Genomic DNA, 23,896 nt, shown 5'->3' on the forward strand with positions numbered 1-23,896 from the left:
GGTCCGAAGGACCAGACCCGGAATCTCGAGATTCCGGCTTCGATGCTTCGCATCGCCCCGGAATGACGGAGGAGGGAGAACGACGTCACGCGCCCTGCAGCCGCGACAACGCCTCCTGGAACTTGGCCTTGCGCGCCAATGCCGCCTCGCGCTTTTCCTTCTCCTCCTCGACCAGTTCCTCGGGCGCGTTGGCGACGAACTTCTCGTTGCCGAGCTTCTTGTCGACGCGCTCGATATCGGCCTCGGCCTTGGCGATTTCCTTTCCAAGGCGGGTGCGCTCGGCGGCGAGATCGACGACGCCCTTGAGCGGCAGCGCGGCGACCTCGCCGCGCACGACGAGCTGGGCGGAGCCTTCGGGCGCCGTATCGGCGAAGGAGATGTCGGAGAGACGCGCAAGGCGCTTGATGACCTCGCTCCAGCGCGGTGCGCGCTCCCTCGTCTCGGCGGAGGCACCGACGAGCGCGAGCGGCATCAGAGTCGCCGGCGGGATGTTCATCTCGGCGCGGACCGAGCGGATGGACGTGACGAGATCGACCACCCAGCCGATCTCGGCCTCGGCCGCCTCGTCCTTGAAGCTGGCGGCGTCGAACGAGACCAGCAGCGGCGGCACCAGGGGGTCGCCGAAGCTGGCGGCCGACAGCGCGGCGATCTCGGCGACCGTCGGCCTGTCGGTGCGGTGCGGCCAGGGTGACAGGGTCAGCAGACCGTCGCGCTTGGCGGTCGACTCCCACAGCGCCTCGGTGATGAAAGGCATGAAGGGATGCAGGAGCTTGAGGATCTCGTCGCGCGCCCAGGCCACCATCGCGCGGGTCTCGGCCTTGGCGGGGCCGTCCTCGCCGAGCAGGGTCGGCTTGGAGAGCTCGACATACCAGTCGCAATAGACGTCCCAGACGAAGCGGTAGATCGCATTGGCCGCGTCGTTGAAGCGATACGCCTCCAGCGCCTCGGTGACCTCGCGCGTGGCAGCGGCCGCCTCATGGGCGATCCAGCGGTTCAGCGTCTCCTTGGCGGAGCCCGGATCGAAGCCGTCCGGCACGGTGCAACCGTTCATCTCGGCGAAGCGGCTGGCGTTCCAAAGCTTGTTGGCGAACTTGCGGTAGCCGTCGACGCGCTGGGTCGACAGCTTGATGTCGCGGCCCTGCGCCGCCATCGCGGCCAAGGTGAAGCGCAGCGCATCGGCGCCGTGCTCGTCGATCAGCGCCAGGGGATCGATGACGTTGCCTTTCGACTTCGACATCTTGGCGCCCTTCTCGTCGCGGACGAGCGCATGGATGTAGACCGTCGAGAACGGCACTTCCTTCATGAAGTGCAGGCCCATCATCATCATGCGGGCGACCCAGAAGAAGATGATGTCGAAGCCGGTGACCAGCACGTTGGTCGGATAGTAGCGCTTCACCTCGGGCGTGGCGTCCGGCCAGCCGAGCGTCGAGAACGGCCACAGCGCCGAGGAGAACCAGGTGTCGAGCACGTCCTCGTCACGCGTGATGAAGCCTTCGCGCTTGTTGCGGTCGAGCGCCATCTCGCGGCCCTGCTCCGCCGTGATGACCTCCTGCTCGACGTAGTAGCCGATCGCGTGACCGACGGCCTCCTCCTCGGTCTCGGCGACGAACACCTTGCCGTCAGGGCCGTACCACGCGGGAATCTGGTGACCCCACCACAGCTGGCGGGAGATGCACCAGGGCTGGATGTTCTCCATCCAGTCGAAATAGGTCTTCTCCCAGTTGCGCGGCACGAACGTCGTCGCGCCCGACCTGACGGCCGCGATCGCCGGCTGCGCCAGGGTCTTGGCGTCGACGTACCACTGGTCCGTGAGATACGGCTCGATGACGACACCGGAGCGGTCGCCATGCGGCACCATGTGCGTGTTCGGCTCAACGCGCTCGAGGAAGCCGAAGGACTCCAGCCGCTCCAGGATCTTCTTGCGCGCAGCAAAGCGCTCGATGCCGTGGAACTCCCTGGCGAACTCCTCGGAGCCCTCGGGAAGGCCGCGCAGATAGTCCTCGTTGTCGACCAGCGCGATGCAGCCTTCGCGATCGAGGATGCTGATCTGCGGCAGGCCGTGGCGGCGGCCAACCTCGAAGTCGTTGAAGTCGTGCGCCGGCGTGATCTTGACCGCGCCGGTGCCCTTCTCCGGATCGGAATAGGTGTCGGCAACGATCGGGATCTCACGCCCGACCAGCGGCAGGATCACGCGCTTGCCGACGAGGTGCTGATAGCGCTCGTCGTCCGGATGTACCGCGACCGCGCTGTCGCCAAGCATGGTCTCGGGACGCGTGGTGGCGACGACGATGAAGCTGGTCGGATCCTCGGGGCTGAACGTCGTCCCCTCGATCGGATAGCGCAGGTACCAGAGGTTGCCCTTGACCTCGATCTGCTGGACCTCGAGGTCCGAGATCGCCGTCAGCAGCTTCGGGTCCCAGTTGACCAGCCGCTTGTCCTTGTAGATCAGGCCGGCACGGTGCAACTCGACGAACACCTTCACGACGGCCTTGGACAGACCCTCGTCCATGGTGAAGCGCTCGCGGCCCCAGTCGCAGGAGGCGCCGAGGCGCTTAAGCTGGTTGATGATGGTGCCGCCGCTCTCGTCCTTCCACTGCCAGACGCGCGCGAGGAACTTTTCGCGGCCCATCTCGCGGCGGCCGGGTTGCTGGCGCTCCATCAGCTGACGCTCGACCACCATCTGGGTGGCGATCCCCGCGTGGTCGGTGCCCGGCTGCCACAGCACGTCGCGGCCGCGCATACGCTCGAACCGGCACAGGATGTCCTGCAGCGTATTGTTGAGCGCGTGCCCCATGTGCAGCGAGCCGGTCACGTTCGGCGGCGGGATCACGATGGTGAAGGGATCCGCATTGCGCCGATCGGGGCGACCGGCGGAGAACGCGCGGGCATCCTCCCAGACCAGGGACATGCGACCTTCGAGATCGGTGGGCTGATAATTCTTATCGATCATGGCATTTCCAGCGGCGCGGGGCCGGCTGTCCAATTCGGGATGTCGCGGAACTCGTCCGGGCCTTTTGTGACACGACCTGAAAAAGCTCGCGCAAGCTGTTGGTGCTTGGGCTGTTTTCGGACTGATGTCCGACCGCGGACCGCGCTCCTGGAAGAGCCCTCTCGATCCGTCCGGCAGGGATCAGCTTGACAGGGCTAGAAAGCCGCCGCGGCGCGCCAAGTCAACAGCAGCGGCGAACATTGACGGATAGCGTCTACCGCCCGCCGCGGCTCACTCCAGAACGGAACACGAGATCGTGCCGTCCTGGCGTCAGCGGCCGCGCGAGACGCGCTCGATCTCGGCCTTGACGATGCGCTCCACCAGGGCCGGAAGATTGTCATCCAGCCACGATTTCAGCATCGGACGCAGCATCTCCTTGACGAGGTCCTCGAGCGTCCGGGCGTTGTTGCTCAGCACCGTATTGGCCAGCGCGTTGAACGCCGATTCGACGGCGTTCACCGTCGATGGGGCCAGGATCGGCTGCTTCGGTGTGACTTGCTCGAACGCGGACTCGAAGCTGGCAGCCTTCTGATTGAGCCGCCCGGCCTCGATGAACTCGATATCGTCCCGCGGATCCACCTTTCGGAAGGATGCCGCGGCGGGGGCTGGCGCTGGAGCGGGAGTCGGTGGGGCCACTGCCATGTCGTCGGTCAACTCGAGTACTTCAGGTTCGGGCTCGGGTGCTACCGGCCGAACCTCTGCGACCGGAGTCGTTTCATCCAAACCCGCCAGCAATGCGTCAATGTCATCCTGGTTGTTGCTTGCGGACGCCGCCGGCGGTGCGGGAGGCGGAGGTGCGGGCTTGGCGGGAGCCGCAGCAGCGATCTTCGAAGGTGGGATGTCGTTCATTACCGGCTTCGCAGCCGGGGCCGCCGGCTTCTCGGCCTTGACCGGCTCCGGCGCGGCGGCCTTGTCTGCCGCCGGCGGCTTACCCTCGTCGTCGGCAATGATACGCCGGATCGACGCCAGAATCTCCTCCATGGAGGGTTCTTGGACCTTCGCAGGCTGCGTCATTTCCGACTCCAAATCAGCAACGCTGCCGTACGAACCGGCTCAGCGCAAAAGTCCCGGGCGCCGGCCCCAAGTGGCTTGGACTTCTCAACGGACATGCCAACTTGTCTCCGGACAAGGCCTGATCGATGCAAAACAACAGAACGATACTGCCCATGTCGGAGTCTATTCTTGGAAGAACTTCCGACGCAGTCCGAATCGTTCGGCGGCCATTTTGAGGCTATGTCATGGCAACAAATGAATGCAAGCAACGCTGGCCGCGAACCCGGTGGAGCACGGAGGTCGCCCGTCAAGCGTCGCCCATTCGTCACAACCACAGCATGTGCCACAAAAAAATCCCCCGGCCAAGGACCGAGGGATCAGGGTCGATATTAAGAATGTACTAACGACCATCCGGCGTCCGTACACCCGCCCAGTTATCCCGGACCTGCTGGTAGTGCACGCTGGGATCGTAGGTGGTCGTCGGCAGGTTCAGCACCTGCGGTGACAGCCGCCCCACGGTCTGAAGCACCGTATAGGATGCCACCACGCGGTCATGCTGGGCGTTCACCAGCGAATTCCGCGCGTTGACCAGCGCCTGCTGAGCGTTGAGCACGTCGAGGGTGGTGCGCTGCCCGGCCTTGGCCTCTTCGCGGACACCATTGAGGGCGATCTCGGAGGCTGAGACCTGGGCCTGTGCCGACTGCACCTGTGCCTTGCCCGCGAGCAGCTTGCCCCAGGCAGATACCACGTCGGAGCGAGCCTGATCGCGGGTCTGCTCCAGGACCAGACGCTGCTGCGCCAGCGACTCCTTGGACTGCCGGATCAGCGCGTATTCCGCCCCTCCATTGTAGATCGGGACGTTCACCGAGGCGACAGCCGACGCGCTGAACCCACGATAGGATTGCAGGCTCGACTCATAGCCCTGCTGCGCCTGAGCCTGGACGTTTACGGTCGGCAGCAGAGCACCCTCGTTGATCCTGACCTGCAGATACTGGACGTCGATGCCGTACATCGCCGAGGTTACGTTCGGGTTTTCCGTCAGAGCCGTTTCGACCGACTGCTGGAGGGTTGCCGGCAAATAACGGTCGACAGGAGAGCCCGGCGCCAAGTTCTGGGGATCGTTGCCGATGATTCGGCGGAAGTTCGAGCGGGTCGCCGTTAGTTGGGCCTCTGCTGTGAGCTGCTGCGTGCGGCCGGCGGCGAGCTGAGCCTCGGATTGCGCGACGTCGGTGCGGGTGACCTCGCCGACGTTGAACCGATCGCGGGTCTGCTTGAGCGTCTGCTCCAGCACCCGCGTGTTGCTGCGCTGGACCTCGACGATCGCCGCATCGCGCAGATAGTCCATATAGATCGTGGCCGCCGCTAGCAGCACCTGCTGCTCAAGAATGCGGAGAGCCTCGCGTTGCGCCGAGACGTTCGCCTCAGCCTTGCGCACGCCGTTTGCCGTCTGCTGACCGTTATACAGATTCTGGTTGACCGTCAGGCCGACGCTTCGCGGCCTCTGCACGCCGTTCACGGCCGGCGTCGCGGGTGCCGCTTGCAAATCCGTATACTGAATGCCCGCCGTCGCATTCAGACTGACCTTCGGCCGATACCCCGAGAGTGCCTGCGGAACGCCTTCGTCGACCGCACGAGCCTGGGCCCGCGACGCGTTCAGTTGCGGGTTGTTCTGATAGGCACGCACCAGCGCAGCCTCGATCGTGTCGGCCAGCGCAGGCGTCGGGCCTGCACAAGCCATCACGAGGACCACAGCCGCCGCTGCGGTGACGAGCTTCACCCCAAACATCCCTGTTCCATTCATTTGTTACCGGCTCGAACGCCAGAGCCGGGCCGTAACCTGTTGAAGAGACTCCCGCGCACCTCGCACCTTATTCCCCATGCAAGCGCAACGGAACCACCCAAGCCTGGAACCCGTATCGAAAACTGTCAACGTGCAGCATCCAGGCCACACTTCTGATTTAAAACAGAATTTTGCCCGCCCGCGGCCGCGAAGACGACGCACCAAGCCGTGCTGCGCGACGGGCGGCTCGGCAATTCAGAGGGGTCGCTAAGGACCTCGTCGGACGACTTAAAAAACGAACTCGGGGACCCGCTCGAGACCGGAAATGACCGGCGCCGCAGCATCGAACAGAACCCTGCTGCCGATATCACCATGCGATCGCGTAAAGATCATGGCGCGGGCGGGACGCGCGGCGGCGAAGACGCCGACCAGGCGGCCGCCCTCCTTCAATTGACGGCAAAGACCGTCCACAGCGACCTCGGTCGCTCCATTGAGGAGAATCACGTCGAAGCGGCCGTCCGCCGGATCACCCTGCGCGGCCGGCGCGACTCGAATCGTAACCGGGCAGCCATCGACGGCGGCAAGCAGCTGCTTGGCGCGCCCTTCGATGGCAGAATCGACCTCAGTCGCCGTCACGCTGCCCGCCAGTCGGGCGGCCAGCGCGGCGAGATAGCCCGTCGCGCATCCAACCACCAGCACGCTGTCGGTCGGCTTGATCTCGGCAGCCTGCAGCAGTTTTCCCGTCAGCATCGGCTTGATCAGATACCGCTTGGCCGAGGCGGTTTCGGAGACGTCGAGATCCAAGTCGAGGTAGGCCAGCGCCTGCCGATCTGTGGGAACGTAGGCTTCCCGCGGCACGGTCAACAACGCATCCAGCACGCGGTGATCGGTGACGTCGTTGGTCCGGACCTGACCATCGACCATTTTCTGGCGCGCCGTCGCGAATGAAGACATGAGCAGACCTGCAAGCAAAGCGGATGGACCGCGGACGATCTGCGCAATCTTTTGGTACAAGGCCCTGGAAAAGGCAACATGCGGGTTTCAACGGAGCCGCTGGGACGCCACCTGTGAGTGAGCCGACCGCCGGCTACTCGATCACCACGGCCAGTCGCCCGAGCAACTGCGCGATCTCGTCAATATGTTCGGAATCACCGCGCGTCATCATGTCGGCCAACCGCGTGAGACATTCGTCATCGCTGAGACGCTCGACCTGGTCGGGAATCAACGAGGGCGCGGAGACTGCTTCAGCGAATGGGACGACGGTGTTTGGCATCTACGACACTCCATGACCGCGGGCACTGGCCGGTTCCAGCAAACTATCGGGGCCGGTTTGCTCCCTTCCAAGTGAATTTCCTGTCATCGAACTGTGGGCGACCGCTGCCCAGCAAGCGTTCAAAATCAATCTAACCATCTGAAATTTCGGTATTTTATTCCTGAGCCCGCAATCGTCGCAAAGATGCGATTTCGTTCTATGCAAGGCGAAACGGCTTTGTTATACGCAGCCGCATTCGCGAACATTGCTTCGCCTGTTCCTCGGTAGCTCAGCGGTAGAGCATTCGACTGTTAATCGAATGGTCGCTGGTTCGAATCCAGCCCGGGGAGCCATTCTGGCCATGCCGAATGGTTCTATATATCCTCCCAATCCCTCTTTCTTGTGACGCGGGACATCCGCCGATTGGCCGCGAACGTGCGCCGATCTTCGCTGTCTTGCCTTGACCGCGCATGGAGCGTCGGGCAAGCGGGGCGCATCTCTTGCAAGTGACGACCAGCGATGCCGATTTCCGATCATCTGAGAGCCGTCCGCAGCAAGATCGGCCATGATCTTTTGGCGACCACAGCGGTTTCCATCTCCGTGTTCGACAACCAGGGCCGCATTCTGCTCGGGCGCGACGCGGAGACGGGCCTCTGGACGTTGCCCGGCGGCGCCATCGATCCGAATGAGCACCCGGCCGACGCGGCCACCCGCGAATGCTTCGAGGAGACCGGGCTCGTGGTCCGGCCGATTCGCCTGCTCGGGGTGTTCGGGGGCCCGGAGTTCCTCATCCGCTATCCCAACGGTGATCTGACCTACTACACGGTGATCGCCTTCGAGGCCGTCATCGAAGGCGGCGCGCTTGCGCCCGATGGCGAGGAGATCGCGAGCCTTCGATTCGTCGATCGTGGGGAATGGGACCAGCTCCCGGTGTCGCCATCGAGCCGGATCATCTCGCGGCAGGCGCTCCAGCACGACCCCACCCCCTACTTCGCTGCCGCGAGCTGGCGGCCCGAAAGCTGAACCGGACTCGAGTCGTTGGATCCTGTCGCCGCAATTCTCATGCTGATGGCCGGTCTGCTTCACGCGAGCTGGCATGCCATCGTCAAGACCGGCAGCGGCCTCTCCCTCCTCGCTGGCATGGGTCTGGTCAGCAGCGCCCTGATCCTGCCCTTCCTGTTTCTCGTTCCCGTTCCGGCACTCGCTACCTGGCCGCTCATCGTGGCCTCGCTGGTCTTGCACGCGGGCTACAAGGCGAGCCTCGCAATGGCCTACCGTTCGGCCGAGCTTGGACGCGCCTACCCGATCGCGCGTGGCATCGTTCCGCTGTTCGCAACGCTATTTGCCTCGCTGGGTCTGCAGCAACTGCCACGGAGCGGGCAGTTGATCGGAATTGCCGTCATCGTCCTCGGCATCACCGGCCTGGCGAGCGACCGAATCCACGGTCCGATCGACCGCCGCGCGTTCTGGGCCGCCGTCAGCGCCGCCGCACTGATCGCCGGCTATTCGGTCGTCGATGCGGCAGGCACCCGGCAGACCGAAGGCTGGGCTTCGTTCACGGTCTGGATGATCGTACTCGACAGTGTCGTGTTCTTTCTCGTCGCGATGATGCTGCGAGGACCTGCGCTGGTGTTGGAGATCCGAGACGCCTGGATCCCGGTGCTGATCGCAGGCACCCTGGGGCTGACGTCGTTCGTGGTATTCCTTTGGGCCTTGAGCCGCAATCCGATTGCCAATGTGGTCGCGTTTCGCGAATGCAGCGTCCTGTTTGCGACGCTGATCGGCGTGCTGTTCCTGAAGGAGCGTGCAACGCCGCGACGACTCTGCTGTGCAGCGCTGATCGCAATGGGGCTGGTCGCGGTCGCCCTGCTCAAGCCGGACTGAGATTCTTCAAACAACCGGAGCCATCACCCCCGGACATCATAGTTCCATCTTCATCGCATGATGCACAACAGAAGGCCGGCCAGCGGCCCCGGACAGGAAGTTCCGTAAAACCCCTGGTTGCCGAATCGCGACAACTAATTCAGTGTTAACTACTTTGCCATTTTCGAGCCTCAGCCTATTGTCCTTGTAGCGTGAGCGTCCTTCAGTCCTGCTGATACTGAGGTGGCCCATGCCTACTGTCCTCATTATTGATGATGATTGTGCCACGCGCGCTGCGCTGGAAACATTATTGAAGAAGAAGCGGTTCTGCGTGTTTCTCGCGCCGGACGGTCCGACCGGCATTCGATTGATCGGCAGCGTGTCCTTCGATGCCGTCGTGATCGACATGTTCATGCCGGGCATGGACGGCATCGCAACCATTCGCGAGCTCATCAAGCTCGATCCCACGGTCCCGTTCATCGCGATCTCCGGTTACGCGTTCACCGACAAGAAACTGGGTGCTCCAGACTTCCTCGGTATGGCAATCAAGCTCGGAGCGACGGCAGCGTTGCAGAAGCCGTTCGACATCCTCGATCTGCTCGAAGCGGTCGATCGTGCGATCGAGGTGCGCCAACGACTTCTGAGCGAGGCGCGGCACGTCGCTCCTCATCCACGTCTGTCAGGAAGGGCTCATGATGAACATCCTGGTCGTTGATGACGAAGTCGGCGTTTGCTGTGTCATCCAGCACCTTCTGGTTCGCGAGGGCTACGCGGTCACTGCCGTCACCGACGGTCGGCTGGCCATGGATGCCGTGTCCCGCGATGATTTCGCCGCGGCTCTGATCGATCTCAACTTGGCCGACATGGACGGCAACGAGGTCATCCGGGCTGCACGGGCGGCCCGGCCCACGATGCCCATCGTGATGATGTCGGGCATGGTGCTGGAATCAGGACGCGGGACGCCTGATTTGCTCGGCCCCTCGCCCAGAATGGTCGGCCTTCATCGTTTGGCGAAGCCGTTCAAGCCGAAAGACCTGTCGCAGCTGATGCGCGACATTCTGGTGCAGGACACCGAGCTTCTCGCCGTCGCGGTTTGACCGCCAGCGATTCTGCCGCTTGCGTCGAGCCGGACGTTTGGAGCGGGTCGCCTCTTCGGCCTTTGCCAGTGAAGCGGCCTGCGACTCGCGGCAGGCGTTGCGGATCTCTTGCTCCCGGTCGGCTACGGGCCGGATCGTGATCGCTGCACGGCATCACCTGCCGCGCGGGCAGACGGGTCACCGACGACGCGAAGCCTTGGGATGTGAGCCCGTTCACACTGGAACAAAGCGGACCGCGGTATATTTGGAACGAAGGGCACCGCTAACCAATTGGGTCCGTCGTGCCCGATCGTTAGAATTTGAACGATCCGCTCAATTTGAAAAAAGTGGAATTTCGCCATCGTGGCTCGCAGTTTGCGCGAGGGCGAGATGAGCGAAGCCGAATACGAGTTGTTGATGGACGTTGTGAGAACCGCTATTGCGCCCGAGACCGAGACCGATTCCATGGCCCGCTTGTTCTCAATTCTGCATTTCCCCACGGCGGCCAACGACAACCAGGGCGCCTGGCCGCTGATCCCGTTTCCGGACGGCTGGTTCGCGGCCTGCTGACGCGCGATCTTCTGTCGTCATGCAAGCCAAGGGATCGGCACGCCGGAACGCTGCCGCGGTCTTCATTTTCTGAGATGGCGACTGCCGAGGCCGCCGCCCTTCAGATAACCGGCGCTACTTCCTGACTGCGAATACCCAGACGACGCCGCCCTGCGGGACGTTGTCCTCCAGACCGATGTCGCCTTTCGAGAGCGCATCCTGGATGCGCTGCGCATCGACGCCCCAGCCGGATTGCACGGCGATGTACTGCGTGCCATCCGCCTCATAGGCGACGGGCATGCCCATGATGCCCGAGTTCGTCTTCTGCTCCCACAGCAGCTCACCGGTCTTGGCATGGAACGCCCGGAACATCCGGTCGTTGGTGCCGCCGACCAGAACGAGATCGCCCGCCGTCGCGGTCACCGACCCGAACAGCTGGGATTTCGGGAAATTGTGCGACCACACCTTCTTGCCTGTCGCCGGATCCCAGGCCTGCAGCTCCCCGAAATGGTCGGCACCGGGCCGCACCGTGAGCCCGATGTCCTCGGCCTTGGTGCCGAGCCAGAGCTGGCCGGGAACGAGCGGCAGCTTCTCCCCGGTGAAGCCGCCGCAGAAATTCTCGTTCGCCGGCACGTAGACGAAGCGCGTCTTCTGGCTGTAGGCCGCGGACGGCCAGTCCTTGCCGCCCCACAACGAGGGACAGAAGTCGACACGCTTGCCGAGCGTCGGCTTGTGCGCGGGATCTACGATCGGCCGTCCCGTCTCGGGCTCAATTCCCTTCCAGACATCGGTGTGGACGAAGTTCCAGCCGTTGACGTAGTTGATTCGCACCGGCGTGCGCTCGAGCACCCAGAAGATGGCGTCGCGTCCGGGATGGATCAGGCTCTTGAAGCTGCGGCCGTCCCGCTGCAGGTCGACCAGCATCGGTGCATCGACCTCGTCCCAGTCCCACGAGTCGTTCTGGTGATACTGGAAATGCGTCTTGATCTTTCCGGTAGCAGGATCCAGCGCGATCACCGAGCTGGTGTAGAGATTGTCGCCGGGGTGCAGGCCCCCCGGCCAGGGCGCGGCGTTGCCGACGCCCCAATACACCGTCTTGGTGTCCTTGTCGTAGGTGCCGGTCATCCAGGCAGACCCGCCGCCATTCTTCCAGTCGTCGCCGCTCCACGTGTCATGCCCGGGCTCGCCTTCGGAAGGAATAGTGAAGGTGCGCCAAAGCTCCTTGCCGTCCTCGGCGTCATAAGCGGCAACATAGCCGCGGACGCCGAACTCGCCGCCGGATCCGCCGACCATCACCTTGCCGTCGACGATGAGCGGCATCAGCGTGAGATATTGTCCCTTCCTGTAGTCCTGGACCTTCTTGTCCCACAGCACCTTGCCGGTCTTGGCGTCGAGCGCGACCAGATGATCGTCCGTCGTGGCGAGGTAGAGCTTGTCCTGCCACAGGCCGACGCCGCGATTGGTCGGATGCAGCTGGAACAGATCCTCCGGGAGCTCGCGCTTGTAGCGCCAGTACTGGTCGCCGGTCTTGGCATTCAGCGCGATCACCTGCCCCATCGGCGTCGTGATGAACATGACGCCGTTGTTGACCAGCGGCGGCGCCTCGTGCCCCTCGACCACGCCGGTGGCAAAGGTCCAGACCGGCACCATGTCCTTGACGTTCGTGGTGTTGATCTGGTCGAGCGGACTATACCCCTGGCCATCATAGGTCCGGCGATAGAGCATCCAGTTGCCTGGCTCGGGATCTTCGAGCCGCGTGGGCGTGACAGGACTGTAGTTGTCGATCGGGCCGGCCACGGCTGCCGGTGTGGCGAGACAGGTGAACGCCAGGGTGCTCGATAGCAGCCATTGCTTGATCGCGGTGGACGTGATGGACATGGACAAACCTCCCCTGCTTCGTTTTTCGATTCACTTGTTGTCGTGACGGGTGTCGAGACGATGCGAGTTCCGATAGGCACATGGGATCTCATCAGCCCTGTTGGCCGCCTACCTTTCCAATGAAGGACGCAGCGATCATGAGCGCGCCGTCCTTGATCACGAGGGGAAGCGCGGCGAGCCGCCGGGGCGCGGGGCCGAACACGACCTGCGCCCCGCGCCTCGGGTCGTACTCGGAATTGTGGCACATGCATTTGAAGACATCGTCGTTGCCCTCGGTCGCCTTGATCCAGGCCGTGACCGGGCATCCCGCATGCGAGCAGATGGCCGAATAGGCGACGATGCCTTCGGCCGCACGCCGACGCGTGTCTTCGTCGAGTTCGTTTGGATCGAGCCTGACGAGCAGCACCTCGTTCAATCGCGACCCGTCACGCACGATCGCATTCGCTGGATCCTTCGGCCACCCATGAACCGGTGGCTCGCCAATCTTCAAGTCATCAGGCGTGACCGTCTGCCCTTCGCGTTCCCCTTCCGAGAACACGATCAGGTCGCCTTTTTGCGGCCGCTTCTCCTTGCGCGGATCGTCGTCATCGGCCGCCGCGCTGGCAACCGTTGCGCATGCGGCAAGCGTGCCGAAAACCACCGAGCGGCGTGTCGGGTGATCATCCATGACAGATCTTTGCGTGTGAAGTTGTGTGCGAGTCGCAGGCGTGCTGTTTTAGGGAGCTCGACTCCCCGCAACGCACCCTGACATAGAATAATTAGAACGACACAACCTTACGAAATCAAGGCGTGTTGCGCGATTTCGCCGCGATGTCTTCAACTATCGTCGCTGCTGCGCGTCATCGCCGGTGCAGCGGTTCGGCGAAAGCTCCTCGTGATCGGAAGCGACGGTGTCGCCAGCTCCGTCTGGAATTGCGACCACGCGAGTTGTGGACCATGGTTCGCGATGAGGGCGGCGCGACAATCCCTCTATGCGCTGCCGTGCCCGATGCCGACCAGTTCGAAACGCGGCTGGGCGGATCGAAATTCCAGCTGGCCGAAGGCCCGGATCGACGACGTCGGCCTTCGCGACGAGAATGGTTGCCTAACCGAGAGATTGCCTATATTGCTCCGCCCACAGGGGCCACGTGGCGGAGTGGTTACGCAGCGGTCTGCAAAACCGTTTACACCAGTTCAATTCTGGTCGTGGCCTCCACTCGATCAAAATCAAGCGGTTGGACTACCCATTGGGGCCGCGAACCGGCGCTAGATGGGCAGATCGTCGATGCCGCCGGGATAGCTGACCTGCGCGCGCGGCCAAGTCAGAATTGCCCCTCGTTCACCGGCCGAGACGCCCGTCCGATCCGAGCCGGATCTGCCGGCCAGCCGGGGCGCGTAATCCCGGAACTGCACCACATTGGACTTTTCTGCTTCCGGCATGGCTCTCATCCTCGTTCCATGCGGCAATGCAAGAAGCGTACCTCCGGTTCCTAAACCCGCCGTTTACGGTTGCGCCAATCCGGCTTGCGGGCCTTTGGGCGGGGCGTGAGCTCCGGCTGCGCTTTTTCCACCTCCCGATACCGCGCCAGCATGCGCTCGAAGCTCGCGTCGAGGGCCGTGGCGATCTCCGGCCGCCGTTCCAGCGCGGCCATCAGCATCCCCGCAGCCTCGATGGTCGACAGCCCGTCGCGGCGCGGTTCGCGCCGCAGCCGGCCGTAGCGCGACGGCTGCCGCGGCCCGAGGATCACGCGCTGGCATTTCAGCATCCACGGATTGCGCCACCACAGCGCCTTGGCCTGGCTCCAGGTGCCGTCGAGCAGGATCACGCCCTCGATCGACTTGAGGATGGCGCGCTGGTTGTCGGCGACCTCACCCTTGCGGGTCACCGCGACCACCTCGCTCTCGGGATCGAGCTCGGCCGCCTTCGCCGAGCCGAGATAGAGAATGGCCCAGCGCGCGGGATCGGCGACCGGCCGTCCCAGTGCCTTGGCGAGGCTTGGCCAGGATAGCCCGACCTTGACCACCGCGTTCTTGAAATGCAGGGCGGCGAGCCGCGCGGTGCCGAGCGCGCGATCCTGCTCCTGCGGATGCTGCAGGATCAGGAGCCCCAGCCGGCTCTCCAGCGGTGTGACGCTGTCGCAGATGCACAACGGCAGCGGTTTCTGGCAACGCGGGCAATCGGGCGGCGCCTCGGTGGCGAGCGGCGGATGGTCGTGTGGTTCTGGCATGCGGCGGCTATACGCGCCCGCGGACAGGGCCACAACGGCTCATTCAGCGGGCGCGGCGAGCGGCTCCGGGGTCGAGCGGCGGCGCAGCCGGTCGATCAGCAGGTAGATCACCGGCGTGGTGTAGAGGGTGAGGATCTGCGACACCAGCAGCCCGCCGATGATGGTGATGCCGAGCGGGCGGCGCAGCTCGGTGCCCGGACCGGTCGCGATCACCAGCGGCAGGCCGGCGAACAGCGCGGCGAGGGTCGTCATCAGGATTGGGCGAAAGCGCACCCGGCAGGCCTCGAAGATCGCATCGGCCGAGGACATGCCGCGCTGGCGCTCGGCCTCGAGCGCGAAATCGACGAGCATGATGCCGTTCTTCTTGACGATGCCGATCAACAGGATGATGCCGACGAAGGCGATCACTGTCAGCGGTGTGTTGGTGACCTGCAAAGCGAGCAGCGCGCCGAGCCCGGCCGACGGCAGGGTCGAGATGATGGTCAGCGGATGCGCCAGGCTCTCATAGAGCACGCCGAGCACGATATACATCGCGGCCAGGGCGAACAGGATCAAGAGCGGCTGGCGGCCGCTGCTCTTGTTGAAGTCCCCGGCATTGCCGTCGAAGCTGCCGCGGATGCCCTCCGGCATGTGCAGCTCGTCGACGGCGCGCTGGATGTTGGCGGTCGCGGTCTGCAAGGGCACGTCCGGCAGCAGGTTGAACGACACGGTGGTCGAAGGGAACGATTGCGAGTGATACACCGCCAGCGGTGACAGGCCGCGCTCGGCCTTGACCAGCGCCGACAACGGCACCTGCGCGTCCCCTGCCCCGGCCACATAGATGCGGTCGAGATTGGAGGGATCGGTCTGGAATTTCGGGTCGATCTCCAGCACGACCATGTACTGGTTGCGCTGGCTGTAGACGATCGAGATCTGGCGTTGCGCGAAGGCGTTGTTGAGCGCGTTGTCGATATCCTGGACGCGGACGCCGAGGCTCGCCGCCTTTTGTCGGTCGATCCGCAGCGCGAGCTGCAGGCCACCGGGATCGCGGTCGCTGGAAATGTCGGTGATGCCGTCGACCGTCTCCAGGCGCTTGGCGACAATCGGCGCCCATTTCTGCAGAAGGTCGAGATCGGGGCTGCTCAACGTGTACTGGTAGTCGGAATCGCTCTGACGGCCGCCGGTGCGCACGTCCTGCGCGGCGAACATGAAGAGCCGAATGCCGGGGACCGTCGCGAGGCTCCGCCTGAGGCGGTTGATCACGAGCTCAGTGGAGACGCCCTCGCGCTCCGCCGGGGGCTTGAGATTGATGAACATGGTACCGCGGTTGGACGTCGCGCCACCCGGCCCGCCGCCGCCCCCGATCGTCGAGCCGATCCCGGCCACGGCGGGATCGGCCATCACGATGTCGGCGAGCCGCTGCTGCAGGCCCAGCATGGACTGGAACGAAATGTCGGCCGAGGCGCGCGTCGCACCGATGACGAAGCCGGAATCGTCGGTCGGGAAATAGCCCTTGGGCACCTTGATGTAGAGCGTCACCGTGAGCGCGATGGTGGCGAAGAACACGATCAGGGTGAGAAACGGATAAACCAGCACGCCGCGCAGCGTCCAGGCATAGAAGCGGACCATGCCGGACAGCGCGCCTTCGACGATACGGTCGAACCAGGTGGCACGATCGGACAGCGTCTCCTTGATGTAATGCGCGCAGATCATCGGCGTCACCGTCAGCGACACCAACGTCGACACGACGATTGCGAAGGTCAGCGTCAGCGAGAACTCACGCAGGAGACGGCCAACGACGCCGTCCATGAAGATCAAGGGCACGAAGGCTGCAATCAAGGAAAGGCTGATCGACAACACGGTAAAGCCGATCTGGCGGGCGCCATCGAGCGCGGCGCGCATCGGCGACAGGCCATGCTCGAGATTGCGGTACATGTTCTCGATCATGACGATGGCGTCGTCGACGACGAAGCCGACGGAGATCGCGAGCGCCATCAGTGACAGATTGTCGATCGAGAAGCCTGCGAGCCACATCGCCGCGCAGGTACCGGCGAGCGCCAGCGGCACCGAGACGCCGGCCGCGACCGTCGGCACCAGACGGCGAAGGAACAGGAACACGACGACCATCACCAGCACGGCGGTCGCGAGCAAGGTCCACTGCATGTCGTCGACCGAGGCGCGAATGGTCCCGGTGCGGTCGACCAGAGTGGAGATCTCGATGCCCGCCGGCAGCCATTGCTTGAGCTCCGGGATCAGCGCCTTCACACGGTCGACCGTCTCGATCACGTTGGCATCGCCCTGCTTGGCGATCTGGATCAGCACCGCTGGCTGCTTGTTGAACCAGGCGATCGAACGCACGTTGCGTACGGAATCCTCGACGTCGGCGACATCCGACAGCCGCACGAAGCTGCCATTGCTGCTCTTGATCAGGATGTCGCGGAATTCGGCCGCGCTGCGCATCTGCCGGTTGATGGCGATGGTCTCGCTCTGGCGGCCGCCCTCGAAGATGCCGACAGGCCCGATCGGATTGGCATTGATGATCGCCGTCCGGACATCGTCGGTCGAAATGCCGGCATTGGCGAGCGAGACCGGATTGAGCGCGATGCGCACGGCGGGTTGATCGGCGCCGCTGACAGTGACGTTACCGACGCCGGGCACCTGGAACAGCCGCTGCGCCAGCACGGTGTCGGCGACGTCGTACATCGCGCTCGTCGTCATCGTCTTCGAGGTCAGGGCGAGAACGAATACGGGAGCCGCGGCCGTGTTCGCCTTGCGGAACCGCGGCAGCGCCGGAAGGTCGCTCGGAAGGTCCGACAGCGAGGCATTGATGGCTGCCTGCACGTCGCGCGCGGCCTTGTCGATGTCGCGGCCGATCGAGAACTGGATCTGGATGTTGGTGGTGCCGAGCGAGCTCGTCGAGGTGATCTGGTTGACGCCCGCGATCTCGCCGAGTCGTCGCTCCAGCGGCGCCGCGACCGTCCCCGCCATGACGGACGGGTCCGCACCCGGGCGCGACGCGCTGACGAAGATCGCGGGGAAGTCGACGTTCGGCACCGGTGCGACGGGAAGGAAGATATAGGCGACGATCCCGACCAGGAACAGGCCGATCGAGAGCAGCGTGGTGCCGACCGGCCGGCGGATGAACGGCTCGGAGATCGAGGCCATCACTGGATGCCTTCGGTCGCACCTGCGATCGGCGGCGACGGCAGGTCCGGCGCCGACGGCAGCGCGCGCTTGAAGCGACGATTGATGCGGTCGAGCGCGAGATAGATGACCGGCGTCGTGTACAACGTCAGCAATTGGCTGAGCAGCAGGCCGCCGATGATGGAGATGCCGAGCGGAAAGCGCAGCTCCGAGCCGGTGCCGCTCTCGATCGCCAGCGGGAGCGCGCCGAACAGAGCGGCCAGGGTCGTCATCATGATCGGGCGGAAGCGCAGGAGACACGCCTGCACGATGGCGTCGTAGGGGGGGCGGTTCTCGTGACGCTCCGCCTCGAGCGCGAAGTCGATCATCATGATCGCGTTCTTCTTGACGATGCCCATCAGGAGGATGATGCCGATCAGGCCGATCACCGAGAGATCCTGGCCGAACAGCATCAGGGCCAGGATGGCGCCGACGCCCGCCGACGGCAACGTCGACAGGATCGTGATCGGATGGATGTAGCTCTCATAGAGCACGCCGAGCACGATGTAGATCGTAACCACGGCCGCGAGCAGCAGCCAGGGTTGGCCGGCCAGCGACTTGGCGAACTCGGCGGCATCGCCCGAATAGACGCCGATGATGCTGCCGGGCATGCCGATGCGGTTCTCGGTCGCATGAAGCGCGTCGACCGCCTCGCTGAGCGCCGCGCCGGGCGCGAGGTTGAAGCTCAGCGACACCGCCGGAAACTGCGCCTGATGCGAGATCGCCAGCGGCGCCGTGGTGCGCTTGAGGCTTGCCACCGCAGAGAGCGGCACCTGGCCGCCGGCGCCAGGCAGATAGAGCTTCGACAGGACCGACGGGTCGCGCTGATACATCGGCAGCGCCTCCAGCACCACGCGGTACTGGTTGGCCTGGCCGTAGATCGTCGAGATCTGCCGCTGCGCGAAGGCGTCATTGAGCGTGTCGGTGACGCCCTGCAGGCTGACGCCGAGCTGGCCGGCGCGCTGGCGGTCGATGGTCAGCTCCGCGCGCAGGCCGCCCTCCTGGGCTTCGGAGGAGGCGTCGCGGAATAGAGGGTCGCGGCGCATTTCTCCGACAAGCTGCCTCGCCCATTTCGACACCTCGGCGGCATCGGCGCCGGTCAGCGTGTACTGATATTGCGAGCGGCTCGCCTGGGTCGAGATCTGCACGTCCTGGACCGGCTGGAAGTACACGGTCATGCCGGGCACGCCCGAGGTCTTCTGCTTCAGCCGATCGATCACCTCGGCGACGCCATCTTGCCGCTCGCCAAGTGGCTTCAAGGTCATGACGAGACGGCCGACATTGGTGGTCGGGTTGACCGATCCGGCGCCGATCACCGAGACGACGCCGACGACGTCGGCGTCAGCTTGGATCGCGGCGGCGACGTCCGCCTGGCGTTTCGTCATTTCGGCGAACGACACGTCGGGGCCGGCCTCGGTCACCGCAGTGATCGAGCCGGTATCCTGCAGCGGCAGAAAGCCCTTGGGCGCGACGACGTAGAGCGCCAAGGTCGCCGCCAAGGTCGCGAAGGTCACGACGAGCGTCTCGGTCTGGCGGTCGAGCACCCAGAGCAGGCTGCGGTGATAGACCGCCACCGTGCGGTCGATGAAGCGGCTGATGGCGTTCAGCCCCGGCAGCACCCATTCCTCGCTGGCATGCTTCAACAGCCGCGAGCACATCATCGGCGTCAGGGTCAGCGAGACCACCGCCGACGTCACGACTGCGATCGTCAAGGTCAACGCGAACTCGCGGAACATGCGACCGACAAGCCCGGACATGAACAGCAGCGGAATGAACACCGCGATCAGCGACACGGTCAGCGAGATCACGGTGAAGCCGATCTCGCGCGCGCCGCGCAGCGAGGCGTTCATCGCGCTCTCGCCATTTTCCATATGGCGCACGATGTTCTCGATCATCACAATGGCGTCGTCGACGACGAAGCCGGTGCCGATGGTGAGTGCCATCAGCGAGAGATTGTCGAGACTGAAACCGGCGAAGTACATCACGCCGAAGCTCGTGATCAGCGACAGCGGCAGCGCGACGCCGGCGATGATCGTGGCGCGCAGCGAGCGCAGAAACAGCAGCACAACCAGCGTCACCAGCACCACGCTGAGCACCAGCGTGAACTGCACGTCGTGCACCGAGGCGCGGATGGTCACGGTGCGATCGCTGACGATGGCGAGCTTCACGCCGGCGGGAAGCGTGCGCTGCAGCTTCGGGATCTCGGCACGGATCTGCTTGACGACCTCGATAACGTTGGCACCCGGCTGGCGCTGGATGTCGAGGATGACCGCAGGGACACCCTGGTACCAGCCGCCGGTCCGATCGTTCTCCAGACCATCGATAATCGTTGCGACATCGCCGATCGTGACCGGCGAGCCGTTGCGGTAGGCGATGATGATCGGCTTGTAGGCGTCGGCGGCTCCGATCTGGTCGTTGGCCGTGATCAGATAGGCCTGCTGGGCACCGTCGAGCGATCCCTTGGGACCGGAGACGTTGGCGCCTGCGATGGCGGCGCGCAGGTCCTCCATCGAGATGCCATAGGCGGCGAGCCGCGCCAGGTCGGCCTGCACGCGCACCGCGGGCTTGAGTCCGCCGAGCACCGAGACGCGGCCGACGCCGGAGACCTGGCTCAGCCGCTGCGCCAGGATCGTGTCGGCCATGTCGCTCATCGCGCGCAAAGAGATCGTGTCCGAGGTCAGCGCGAGCGTCATGACCGGTGCGTCGGCCGGATTGACCTTGGCGTAGGTCGGCGGATAGGGCAGCGACTTCGGCAAGACGCCGGCGGCGGCATTGATCGCTGCCTGGACGTCCTGCGTGGCGCCATCGATGTCGCGTCCGAGATCGAACTGCAGCGAGATCTGGCTGACGCCGAACGAGCTCGTCGAGTTCATCGCCGAGAGCGACGGGATCTGGCCAAGCTGGCGCTCCAGCGGCGCCGTGATCAGCGAGGCGATCACATCGGGGCTGGCGCCCGGCAGTTGCGTCGTCACCTGGACGGTCGGGAAGTCGACCTGCGGCAGCGCCGAGACCGGCAGCGCGAGATAGCCGAGCAGGCCGCCGATCAGCAGCGCGACGCCGAGCAGCGAGGTCGCGATAGGACGGCGGATGAAGGGTTCGGAGACGCTCATCGCGACTGCTCGTCACTTTTGCGGTCGCGTCATGGCTGCGCCTTCGCGCCGCGACCTGCTTCACTCCCTCCCTGGGGCGCTGCACCGGCATCGGTCTGGCCCGCGGCCTGAGGCCTGCGACGCGGCTCGCCGTCCTTCGCGCCGTCAGGCGGAGCTCCGCCCTCCTTGGCCTGGTCCTTGCCTTGATCCTTTGCTTGCGGATTGCGGCCGCGTTTGCGTGGCGCCAGATCGGCCTGCGGCGTCTGCTCGGCGCGCCCGACCACCACTTTGACGCCCTCGGCGAGGTTGGCAAAGCCTGTCGTCACCACACGGTCCGAGGGGCTCAAGCCGCTCGCGATCACGGCCTCGCTCTCATTCTGCTGCACGACCGCCACCGGATGCGCAGAGACGATGTCGCCCTCGCCGATCACGTAGCTGAACGTACCTGCCGGCCCGCGCTGCACGGCCGACGTCGGCACCGTGATCGCCTGCGACAGGGTCTCGACCTTGAGGCGGACATTGACGAACTGTCCCGGCCAGAGCTGAAATCTGCCGTTGGGGAATTCTGCTTTCAGCTTCAGCGTGCCCGTCGTCTGATCGACCTGGTTGTCGATGCCCCGCAACGTGCCGGTGTCAATGACGGTGACGCCGTCATTGCCGAACACGTCGACGGCGAGCGGTCCCTTGGCGGCGGCCGCATTGACGCGCATGATCTGCTGCTGGGGCAGGCTGAACTGAACCGCAATCGGCTGCAGCTGCGTGATGACGACGAGGCCGGTCGCGTCAGAGGCATGAACGATGTTGCCCTGGTCGACCTGGCGCAGGCCGGCGCGGCCGGAGAGCGGCGCCACGATCTTGGTGTAGCTCAAGGTCGTCGCCGCATTGTCGATCGCGGCCTGATCCGCCTTGATCAGCGCCTGCTGCTGCGCCACCACCGCGCGCTGCGTGTCGGCCTGCTGCTTGGAGCCGGCATTGCTGGCGGCGAGCTGCTCGTAGCGGGCGAGGTCGAGCTTCTGGTTGGCGAGTTGCGCCTCGTCCTGCGCCTTCTTGGCAACGGCCTGATCGTACTGCGCCTGATAGATCGCCGGATCGATCTCCGCGAGCACGTCGCCCTTCTTGACGTCCTGCCCTTCGACGAAATTGACCGCGATCAGCTTGCCGTCGACCTGCGAGCGCACCGTGACCGTGTTCAGCGCGCGCACCGCGCCGACGCCGTCGAGATAGACCGGCACGTCCTTGATGGCAGGCGAGGCAGCCAGGACCGGAACGGGAAGGTCGGGCCGCGCGAAGCGGTTATTGGCCTGCTGCTTCTGCTGCATCGCCGACCAGCCGATATAGCCGAGGCCGCCGAGGATCAGCAGCGTGATCGCGATCGACACCAGTCGCCGTGCCACGCTGGACCGCGCGCGCTTCACTGCCGCTGCTCCCTTCTCGTCCGGTTTAAAGAGCATCGGCCGACTTCTCCATGCGCGGCTCCCAGCCGCCGCCGAGCGCCTGGTAGAGGCTCACAAACGCCTGCAGGCGCGCCAGTTGCGCCTGCGATAGCGCGTCCTCGGCCTGGAACAGCGTCAATTGCGTATTCAAGACGGTCACGATGTCGGCAGTTCCCGCGCGCAACTGCTGCTCCGACAATTCGAACGCACGCCGCGAGGCGGCGACGACCTGGCGCTGCAATTGCAGTCGGATCGTGGTCTGCTTGATCGAGAACAGCGCATTGTCGACGTCGGTGAAGGCCTGGATCACGGTCTTGCGGTAGGTCTGCAGCAGTTCATCCTGCCGCGCCTTGGCGTTCTCGAAGTTGCCCAGAATCCGGCCGCCGTCGAAGATCGGCTGGGTCAGGCTGCCGGCGAGGCTGAAGAACGCCGCATGCGGCTGAAACAGCGACACCAGTGCCGCGCTCTGGTAGCCGCCGTTGCCCGTGAGCTGGATGCTCGGAAAGAACTGCGCCCGCGCGCTGCCGACATTGGCCGTTGCCGATGCCAATTGGGCCTCCTGCCGGCGGATGTCCGGACGCTGCGTCAGGATCTCCGACGGCAGACCAGGCGTGACCCGCGGAGTCCTGATCTGATCGAGCGAGCCGCCAATGACCCGAATGCCTTCGGGCGATCGCGCGACCAGCACGGCCAGGGCATTGACGTTCTGATCGAGCGTCTGGCGCAGCGGCGGCACCGCCGCCTTCTGATTGGCGAGCACGCTCTCCTGCTGCGCGACGTCGAGATCGTTGCCGGTGCCAGCCTTCTGCCGCTCGCGGATGGCATCGAGCACACGCGTGGCGCTGGCGATGTTGCGCTCAGCCGTCCGAATCCGATCCTGCGCGGCCAGCACCTGGAAATAGGCATTGGCGACGGTGGCAAGCGTCGTCAACTGCGTGACGTCGCGGTCGAAGCGGTTGGCTACCGCGGTTTCCTCGGCCGCCTGCAGCGCGTCGCGATTCTGGCCGAAGAAGTCGAGCTGGTAGCTCGCAGAGAGCGAGGCTTGGTAATTGACGACCTCGCGGCCGCCATTGGTGAGCCCGCTGGAGCTCGACCCGGACGTGCGCGAATAGGTCTCCTGCCCCGTGCTCGACAGGCTTGGCAGCAGCGCCGCGCCGGCCTGCCGCGCCAGCGCATCGGCCTGCCGGAACCTTGCCACAGCAGCGGCAATGTCGAGGTTGACGCTCTGCGCCTCCTCCATCAGCTGGGTCAGCTCGCGTGATCCGAAGCCGCGCCACCAATCCAGCGGCGGCGGCGCCGCCATATCGGAACCGGACGCCGCCTTGTAGCGCTGGGGCAAGTCGAGGGCCGGATCGGGAATATCCTGGGTCAGCAGGCAGCCGGCCGAGTTCGCCGCCAATCCGATCGCCGCCAGCCAGTGGACAAATCGCCGCAGGGTAGCCGGCACACGGCGCTCCCGCATCCCGGCGACGATCCGCGGGTCAGCGGACGCGCGGCAAGGCTCGTCGACGGCGATCGGCACGATGGACACTGGCGTGATGCTTCCCTGTAGTCTTGGGAATCATTCTAGCCGCAGCCCACGGCGGCGGACAGCCCTGCAGCCCCCCCGTCGCCCCAGCAGCGAT

Annotated in this window: 18 protein-coding genes and 2 tRNA genes; 7 read left to right on the top strand and 13 right to left on the bottom strand. The window is 64.8% G+C overall.

What is annotated here, in order from left to right; translation table 11 throughout:
• Positions 1–85: 85 nt before the first annotated feature.
• The 5 genes from QW861_RS09320 to QW861_RS09340 form a co-directional block, all read right to left on the bottom strand.
• Positions 86–2,950 (bottom strand): valine--tRNA ligase, encoded by a 2,865-nt coding sequence (locus QW861_RS09320; RefSeq protein WP_315751111.1) that lies wholly within the window; start codon positions 2,948–2,950, stop codon positions 86–88.
• A 309-nt stretch (positions 2,951–3,259) separates the two neighbouring features.
• On the bottom strand, positions 3,260–4,003 hold the full coding sequence (locus QW861_RS09325) for a DUF2497 domain-containing protein (protein ID WP_315751110.1): 744 nt from the start codon (positions 4,001–4,003) through the stop codon (positions 3,260–3,262).
• A 379-nt stretch (positions 4,004–4,382) separates the two neighbouring features.
• On the bottom strand, positions 4,383–5,768 hold the full coding sequence (locus QW861_RS09330) for a TolC family outer membrane protein (RefSeq protein WP_315751109.1): 1,386 nt from the start codon (positions 5,766–5,768) through the stop codon (positions 4,383–4,385).
• 282 nt (positions 5,769–6,050) lie between these two features.
• Positions 6,051–6,716: a protein-L-isoaspartate O-methyltransferase family protein gene (locus QW861_RS09335; RefSeq protein ID WP_315712619.1), complete on the bottom strand. Its 666-nt coding sequence runs from the start codon at positions 6,714–6,716 to the stop codon at positions 6,051–6,053.
• Positions 6,717–6,849: 133 nt separating this feature from the next.
• A complete protein-coding gene (locus QW861_RS09340; protein ID WP_315711872.1) occupies positions 6,850–7,035 on the bottom strand; it encodes a hypothetical protein in 186 nt (61 codons plus the stop codon).
• A gap of 257 nt (positions 7,036–7,292) precedes the next feature.
• Here QW861_RS09340 and QW861_RS09345 point away from each other — a divergent pair.
• The 6 genes from QW861_RS09345 (at position 7,293) to QW861_RS09370 (ending at position 10,523) form a co-directional block, all read left to right on the top strand.
• Positions 7,293–7,367, top strand: a tRNA-Asn gene (locus QW861_RS09345).
• 166 nt (positions 7,368–7,533) lie between these two features.
• A complete protein-coding gene (locus QW861_RS09350; RefSeq protein WP_315751108.1) occupies positions 7,534–8,037 on the top strand; it encodes an NUDIX domain-containing protein in 504 nt (167 codons plus the stop codon).
• 15 nt (positions 8,038–8,052) lie between these two features.
• A complete protein-coding gene (locus QW861_RS09355; protein ID WP_315711870.1) occupies positions 8,053–8,898 on the top strand; it encodes an EamA family transporter in 846 nt (281 codons plus the stop codon).
• Between the two features lie 229 nt (positions 8,899–9,127).
• A complete protein-coding gene (locus QW861_RS09360; RefSeq protein WP_315711869.1) occupies positions 9,128–9,592 on the top strand; it encodes a response regulator in 465 nt (154 codons plus the stop codon).
• A complete protein-coding gene (locus QW861_RS09365) occupies positions 9,570–9,974 on the top strand; it encodes a response regulator (RefSeq protein ID WP_315711868.1) in 405 nt (134 codons plus the stop codon). Before QW861_RS09360 ends, QW861_RS09365 begins: the two co-directional genes overlap by 23 nt.
• Positions 9,975–10,343: 369 nt before the next feature.
• Positions 10,344–10,523: a hypothetical protein gene (locus tag QW861_RS09370; RefSeq protein ID WP_315711867.1), complete on the top strand. Its 180-nt coding sequence runs from the start codon at positions 10,344–10,346 to the stop codon at positions 10,521–10,523.
• Between the two features lie 114 nt (positions 10,524–10,637).
• On the opposite strand, the gene QW861_RS09375 is transcribed toward QW861_RS09370, so the two are convergent.
• Entirely contained in the window at positions 10,638–12,380 is a 1,743-nt protein-coding gene (locus QW861_RS09375; RefSeq protein ID WP_315751107.1) for a methanol/ethanol family PQQ-dependent dehydrogenase, read from the bottom strand.
• A gap of 91 nt (positions 12,381–12,471) precedes the next feature.
• Positions 12,472–13,047 (bottom strand): ubiquinol-cytochrome c reductase iron-sulfur subunit, encoded by a 576-nt coding sequence (locus QW861_RS09380; RefSeq protein ID WP_315751106.1) that lies wholly within the window; start codon positions 13,045–13,047, stop codon positions 12,472–12,474.
• Between the two features lie 454 nt (positions 13,048–13,501).
• On the opposite strand from QW861_RS09380, the gene QW861_RS09385 reads away from it, so the two are divergent.
• Positions 13,502–13,575, top strand: a tRNA-Cys gene (locus QW861_RS09385).
• Between the two features lie 50 nt (positions 13,576–13,625).
• Here the strand turns inward: QW861_RS09385 and QW861_RS09390 are convergent.
• Genes QW861_RS09390 through QW861_RS09415 form a run of 6 tightly spaced genes read right to left on the bottom strand, consistent with a single transcriptional unit; the run spans position 13,626 to position 23,733 of the window.
• The gene (locus QW861_RS09390; protein ID WP_315711864.1) at positions 13,626–13,799 is read right to left on the bottom strand and encodes a hypothetical protein; all 174 of its coding nucleotides are present in this window, start codon (positions 13,797–13,799) and stop codon (positions 13,626–13,628) included.
• Positions 13,800–13,849: 50 nt separating this feature from the next.
• A complete protein-coding gene (locus tag QW861_RS09395) occupies positions 13,850–14,587 on the bottom strand; it encodes a tRNA-uridine aminocarboxypropyltransferase (RefSeq protein ID WP_315711862.1) in 738 nt (245 codons plus the stop codon).
• A gap of 39 nt (positions 14,588–14,626) precedes the next feature.
• Positions 14,627–17,731, bottom strand: a complete 3,105-nt coding sequence (locus QW861_RS09400; RefSeq protein ID WP_315711860.1) for an efflux RND transporter permease subunit — start codon at positions 17,729–17,731, stop codon at positions 14,627–14,629.
• Positions 17,731–20,859, bottom strand: coding sequence for an efflux RND transporter permease subunit (locus tag QW861_RS09405; protein WP_315751104.1), 3,129 nt, complete (start codon positions 20,857–20,859; stop codon positions 17,731–17,733). The genes QW861_RS09400 and QW861_RS09405 overlap by 1 nt, the downstream gene beginning before the upstream one ends.
• A gap of 29 nt (positions 20,860–20,888) precedes the next feature.
• The gene (locus QW861_RS09410) at positions 20,889–22,289 is read right to left on the bottom strand and encodes an efflux RND transporter periplasmic adaptor subunit (RefSeq protein ID WP_315711857.1); all 1,401 of its coding nucleotides are present in this window, start codon (positions 22,287–22,289) and stop codon (positions 20,889–20,891) included.
• Positions 22,279–23,733 carry an efflux transporter outer membrane subunit gene (locus QW861_RS09415; RefSeq protein ID WP_315712618.1) on the bottom strand — a complete coding sequence of 485 codons (1,455 nt, stop codon included), beginning with the start codon at positions 23,731–23,733 and terminating at the stop codon, positions 22,279–22,281. The genes QW861_RS09410 and QW861_RS09415 overlap by 11 nt, the downstream gene beginning before the upstream one ends.
• Between the last annotated feature and the right edge of the window lie 163 nt (positions 23,734–23,896).

The organism is Bradyrhizobium sp. SZCCHNRI1029, assembly GCF_032487555.1.
Lineage (GTDB): Bacteria > Pseudomonadota > Alphaproteobacteria > Rhizobiales > Xanthobacteraceae > Bradyrhizobium.